Origin of the sequence: Clostridium sp. HMP27 (genome assembly GCF_000765165.1) — a bacterium.
Classification (GTDB): domain Bacteria; phylum Bacillota; class Clostridia; order Clostridiales; family Clostridiaceae; genus Clostridium_AK.
This window is the reverse complement of the sequence record NZ_JMFY01000025.1, coordinates 1-6134: the sequence shown is the minus strand read 5'-3', so window position 1 is coordinate 6134 and position 6134 is coordinate 1. Positions and strand designations below refer to the sequence as shown.

The following is a 6134-nucleotide window of genomic DNA, read 5'->3' as shown; positions in this document are numbered from 1 at the left end:
TAATTACTTTTCTTCGTCCCTTCGGTCCTTGATAAGTAAAGTTACGTTCTCAACATGGCTCGAGAGGATAGCAAGTACGTCATATCCGACCTCTCGTTTGTGGAAACATATCCACAGCATTTTTATTGCTATCGGTATGTGGAAACATGTCGACATAAAAATATGCAGACATTTTCTTAGTATTTTGCCTGAAACAATCTTTCTCATCTTTTTATTAGAGAAATTCCTATCTAAATATTTTTCTTCACCAGTTTGCACAATCGTTTCACATAAGGATGCTTTTAAAATCTATAAAGCAAGAAAAAATAGAGTTTCCTACACTATTTGCATTTAACATTAGTTTTGTGTGGCTATCGTCATTAAAAAGTATTTACCAGCCTTTTCATTTACAATAATTTTACTTGTTTTTAGTACATTTCGATACACCCAAATCATCAAAAGTCATTTCAAATTGAATATTAAATTCTAGACTACTCCATTTATCTTTCCATGTATCTCCGGTGAATGGTTTTTGTGTTAAGGTGTTTGTATAACGACCAATACCTAGACAATCGCTATTAGCCTTTTGAAGTTTATTGACCAATTCTTTTGCTTCTTGCTCCAAGGAAGATTGAATTCTATCTTCCAGTTTCAGATAATTCTCTTGTATATCAGATTTCATCGCATATTTGTATTCTCCGAGGTGAGACGATAATTTTACAGATACATTAACATCATTATAAGAATTTGAAAAGTCTATCTTTGTGGTAGTTTTTGTGTTTAATAAAATTATGTCACATATGGTGACAGGTAGCACTTTATGATATTTTACTAAGGGGTGTAAAAGCCTAAAAATGCGTTCTTCTTTAAGTGTCAAAGTATCTGTCAATGCATCATTGTTAAATACTGCAATACCTGAGTAAACCAATTTATTATTTTGTATTTTGTAGAAGGGCAGATAAGGGTCTTCATATGCAGAATAGTAACTCTTTAGAAAGTAATGCAGGTTTTGTGTTAAGATTTCTCCTTGAGATTCATTAAAATTCATTTTTTCATAGAGAAATATATCTATATTTTCCTTAAGTGTAGTATTTAAAAAACTTTCCATATCACCTTCCACTACCGCTAAATAAAGTCTCTGAGAAATGGAAGGGTCCCTAAAAAAAGTATTGATAACATCAAAAAGTCCCTGTTCTGCTATTTTCTTATCGATAAATACTATCCTCAATTGACCAGTTTTTACTTCTCTAAAATAGTTTGCATTTAATTTCAATCTTGCACCTGTCAAGGTTCTGTCTTCTGATTTTATAATTTTCCTTTCTTCTTTTTTTATAGGAGGTACAATTGTAGTGACCTCTATATTGTCGTCATCAGTTGGTCGAATATAAAATAAAACCGAAGGTGCTATATTCTCAATGTAATTTTTGTTAGGTATCCTATGTTTTGTACAACCGGTCAAAAATAAACACACTATCATAGTAAATATAAAATATCGCTTTAAAAATGACATTATTTTACCCTCCGTGACTTAGCTAAAATTGCAATGAATATTATAGCTGGGATTGAAGTGTAAGTAAATACGGATAAGTATAATAGAACATCGTCCCAAAAGAGTGCTTGAATTTCAGTTGTAAAAAGCTTTAAGATAAAAAAAATACAGGCGAATGTAAAAAAAGAGCTTGTCATAAAAAATGCAAGTGTATTTTCTTTTAGTTTTTTTTTACTTCCCGTAATATATAGGATAGCCTTAAAAGAAGAAAGTAGAATTACAGCAAGGGAAAGAGTAAAATTTACCATAAGAACCGGCAGGGTAATCATTTCAATTCTTTGTATGAATTGAAATTGCAAAAAGTTAATCATATTAATATAACTATGTTGAACATAAGGTAAAAAATCGGATCCATAAAAGATAAATGTACCAAGAAAAAAAGCTACATACTCAATAATAGTCATTAAATTTCCAATAAACATGGATTTGTGAATGTTTACATCGGAACGAATATAAGGGCCAATTAAAATGAGATATTCGGGACCGCTAAAGAACCCCCATATTAACAACACAGAGTTAAGAAAGTTACAATTAAATACATTTCCAAACAACGGAAATATATCTTGAATACTAACAAAAGCATCAGACATTAAAAGTATGTACAATAAAAAAATCCCAACAGAAAAAACAAATGTAATAACTGAAAATTTTAATGCATTTGAAAAACCTTTACTTGCCAAATAGACGCTTGAAATGATTAAAACAAGTACTAAAGTTGGTTTCGGGTATTGTGTCATAAGGTATTTGTGTAGTAGATAAACATAGTATGAACTAATAATAATGAATTTAATGAACATAAAGCACAACCAAACTAATAGAAAAATTTTAGAATATACATTTCCAAAGAGGTCGTATACTCCCCAAATACCCTTTTTCCCTGGATGACTTGAAAGCCATCTAGACAATATGTAAATGTTAAGTTGTGAAATAACTCCGCCAAGAATAATAAGCCATACCATATGAGGATATTTTAATCTTTCAGTTGAAAATATAATAAAATGAAGTATTTGAAATCTATTTATCAGTAAGGCAAGCATAACAGAATCAATTTTATGCTTGCTAGAAAAATAAGATTTATTTGAATTGATAATATTAACCATATCCATCTATTTTATGTTCTCCTTTGTACTTGAGGTTCTATTTTTATTTTGTGTTTGCAGATATTCAGGTCTTGTTTTCATAAATTGTACAGGTGAACGAATAATAACATCTTTCCAGTCTTTTGAATAAAAGGGGGCTAGGGGAGCAATATAAGAGCGATCTAAAGAAGTAAGTGAATTCAAGTGAATTCCTAGAAAGAGTAATCCAAGAATGATACCAAAAGACCCCCACAAGCCAGCTAATCCAATAAATATGAATTGGATTAGTTTACTAGAGTTTGTCATTAAATAGTTAGGAACAAGAAACGAAGCCAATCCGGAAATAGCTACGCAAACAACCAGAACAGGACTAGCGATTCCACTGTCTATTGCAGCTTGACCTATTACTATACCCCCAACGACTCCAAGACTTGGTCCTATTTTTGAAGGCATTCTTAAACTACCTTCTTTTAGAATTTCTAGTGTTAAAGTCATTAGAAAAGCTTCAATCACTGGGTTAAATGGCACATCACTCCGGTAGGTTAGTACGATTATCAATGATTGGAGCGGAAGCATCTCATAATTATACGTAGTTATTGCTACGTAAGCTGGAACTAATAACAAAGTAATTAAAAAAGCAATAAACCGAATAGTTCTTAAAAAAGAGCCTACTAGCCACCGATGTACATAGTCTTCTGGAGATTGAAATAATTCAAAAAAAGTTATAGGTGCAGCTATAACAAAAGGAGTTCCGTCCAAGATAAGTGATATCTTACCTGATGAAAGAGCTGAAACAATAACATCAGGTCTATCACTTAACTGGTATTGCGGAAAGAGGCTGTTTTTATTATCATCTAAAAATGAAGTTATGTCAGACGTATTTAAAAAAACATCATAATCGATATTTCTAATTTTTTCTTCCATTGTTATTAATATTTCAGAATCTACTAGACCATCTATATAAATTAAATAAAGCTTTGTTTTACTCATAGAACCTATTGTAAAGTCTTTGCATTTTAATTGTGCAATAGGTAGTCTTCTTCGAATAAGTGTTATATTTTGATCAATTTGTTCAACAAAGCTATCATTTGGCCCATATAAAATGCTTTCCTGCTGAGATGTATCAATAGAACGACTCAAATCCCTAGGAATTACTATACTCCAATACTTTTCTTGGACTATATCTTCAATCAATATTGAGCCAGTTAGTAAATTCTCCATTGCCTTATGTAAAGTATCTATTTCTGTTACTTCGATAGAACCAATGCTTAAAGGGACACTGCCTTTGTTTCCGTGTAATAATGGCAAAATCACAGTTAAATTTAATTGGTCAACATTGATTAAGGATTTTAAAAAGTGAAGAGTATATTCGTTACCACCAGGTGTGTTTAAATTTATCTTGTTGAAATCAGCCATGTTAGAAAACAGGTTTTCTATTGTTTCAGCTGATAGATTCTCGGTGACGCTATCTGAAGTTGATTTTTTATTTGAACTTAAACTATTTCTTCTAAAAATCATTTTCAAAGGCTCCTATTATTTGTATTTTTACTAACTATTTTTTTAGGTTTCCCAATAAATTATAATATATTCTCCTAATTAGATTATAAAAAGATTCTCCATAAAGATGTTGTAAAAGTGTGATTTTAAACCTTTACAAAAAAAATTTCCAGTTCTTAAGTTTTATTATTATACTTCAATTTGTTTTAAATATTTTTTTAAAAGTATTGACACTAATACAATTCTATGATATATAATAATTAGCACTCATCATTATAGAGTGCTAACAAAATAATACGAAAAGGAGTTGTTAATTATGGCTGGATTAGTACCTTTTAACAGAAAAAACAAAGAAATTTCAACCAATACTGGTATTGGGGACTTCTACAACTTGCTTGATGACTTTTTTTCAAATGATTGGCCATTTAGAAGAACCCTCACTTATGATACTTTCAAAGTTGATGTAGAAGATAATGGCAAAGAATACCTTATTGAAGCTGAAATGCCAGGTGTAGATAAAAAAGACATCAACGTTGAACTCAATGATGGGAAGCTAACGATTTCTATTACTAGAGATGAAAGCAGCGAAACAAAGAAAAAGAATTTCATTCACAAGGAGAGACGTTATAATTCTATGAGCCGTTCTATTTACTTAGAAGATTCCAAACCCGATGCCATTAAAGCAAAACTTGAAAACGGGGTGCTAAAAATTATAGTTCCAAAAGTAGAAAAGCCAAACAATAGTATTACAATTAATGTTGAATAAGATAAACCAAAGCACATCGGGATAAAATGACCGATGTGCTTTGGTTTTCAAAATATTAATATTACTTATTTTTCTTGCTACTTTCTTGAATTTAATAAGATTAGTCCATAAAAATGCATCTCCTGATTGATGGTCGGTCAGAAAAGCTATGTCCATACATCTATTTCAACACCCGACTTAAACTCAACAGTAATTTTCTCTTCAAACACCGTAACCTTCTCAATAAGCCTCCTTACCAGCTGCTCATCATATTCATCCAACTCGTAGGACTGCTCATTCAAGAATTCTGTCATCTCATCAATCCTCTGCCTTTTTCCTTCACGCTCTGCATTTTCAACCAGTGCACTTTGCTTCAATTCACGCAAGCGGTAAATCTCTTCCGCCACTTCTTTATAATCCGTTTTGGAGTTTGCCAGCCTGAGAAGCTCATTTTGCAGCTCATCCAATTTGGCATCAATATCATCAGTGACCTTATCGTGTTCTTCATTTAAGACCGATGCAATGTTGACCTGCAAGGTGGAAAGAAAAGTGTCCTTGCTATCAAGCACCTCATTGATGGCTTTCACAACCGCTGCCTGAAGCACCTCTTCGTTTATCGTCGGAGAAATGCAGTCAGAACCCTTTTCTTCCAGGCGGCTAACGCATCTCCACACGATGGATCTGCATCCTCGATTGTTCCAGTGCACCCGTCGGTATATTTCATGACATTCGCCGCAATAGACAATGCTGGATAAAGCGTATCGACTGCTATAAACTCGCTTCTTACCATTCCTTCCTGTATAAAGGTTGGCCCGTCGGACCATTTCTTCTTGCACTTGCATGAAAATTTCTCGCGGTATGATGGGCTCGTGGCTATTCTCAACATAATACTGAGGAACAATGCCGTTATTCTTGACCCGCTTTTTGGAAAGGAAATCTACAGTATAGGTTTTTTGCAAAAGGGCATCTCCGATGTACTTTTCATTCTGTAATATCTTCTTTAATGTTTCTGGTCTCCATTTTGCTTTGCCCGCCGCTGTAAGAATACCATCTGCTTCTAGTCCTCTTGCTATCTGTAAAAGGCTGGCTCCTTCAAGGTACTCTCTGTAAATCCGTTTGACAACCTCAGCACCCTCTGGGTCAATCACCAGTTGCTTGTTTTCATCCTTGGTGTATCCGAGGAAACGCTTGTGGTTGACTTGGACTTCACCTTGCTGATAGCGATACTGAATACCCAGCTTTACGTTCTGGCTTAAGGACTGGCTTTCCTGTTGGCTCGAGAGGA

At 33.2% G+C, this 6134-nt stretch carries 5 protein-coding genes; 1 reads left to right on the top strand and 4 read right to left on the bottom strand.

Annotated elements, in window-relative coordinates:
* Positions 1 to 397: 397 nt before the first annotated feature.
* From DP68_RS12835 to DP68_RS12825, 3 genes are read right to left on the bottom strand one after another with little or no spacing between them, the layout of a single operon-like run.
* On the bottom strand, positions 398 to 1489 hold the full coding sequence (locus DP68_RS12835; RefSeq protein WP_035310156.1) for a Ger(x)C family spore germination protein: 1092 nt from the start codon (positions 1487 to 1489) through the stop codon (positions 398 to 400).
* On the bottom strand, positions 1489 to 2634 hold the full coding sequence (locus DP68_RS12830) for a GerAB/ArcD/ProY family transporter (RefSeq protein WP_035310154.1): 1146 nt from the start codon (positions 2632 to 2634) through the stop codon (positions 1489 to 1491). The genes DP68_RS12835 and DP68_RS12830 overlap by 1 nt, the downstream gene beginning before the upstream one ends.
* Positions 2635 to 4125, bottom strand: a complete 1491-nt coding sequence (locus DP68_RS12825) for a spore germination protein (protein ID WP_035310153.1) — start codon at positions 4123 to 4125, stop codon at positions 2635 to 2637. It abuts the gene before it with no gap.
* Positions 4126 to 4420: 295 nt separating this feature from the next.
* Between DP68_RS12825 and DP68_RS12820 the strand changes: the two genes are divergently transcribed.
* Positions 4421 to 4870 carry an Hsp20/alpha crystallin family protein gene (locus tag DP68_RS12820; protein WP_035310151.1) on the top strand — a complete coding sequence of 150 codons (450 nt, stop codon included), beginning with the start codon at positions 4421 to 4423 and terminating at the stop codon, positions 4868 to 4870.
* A gap of 146 nt (positions 4871 to 5016) precedes the next feature.
* On the opposite strand, the gene DP68_RS12815 is transcribed toward DP68_RS12820, so the two are convergent.
* On the bottom strand, positions 5017 to 6134 hold a 1118-nt coding region (locus DP68_RS12815; RefSeq protein ID WP_035310149.1), incomplete at its 5' end, for a recombinase family protein.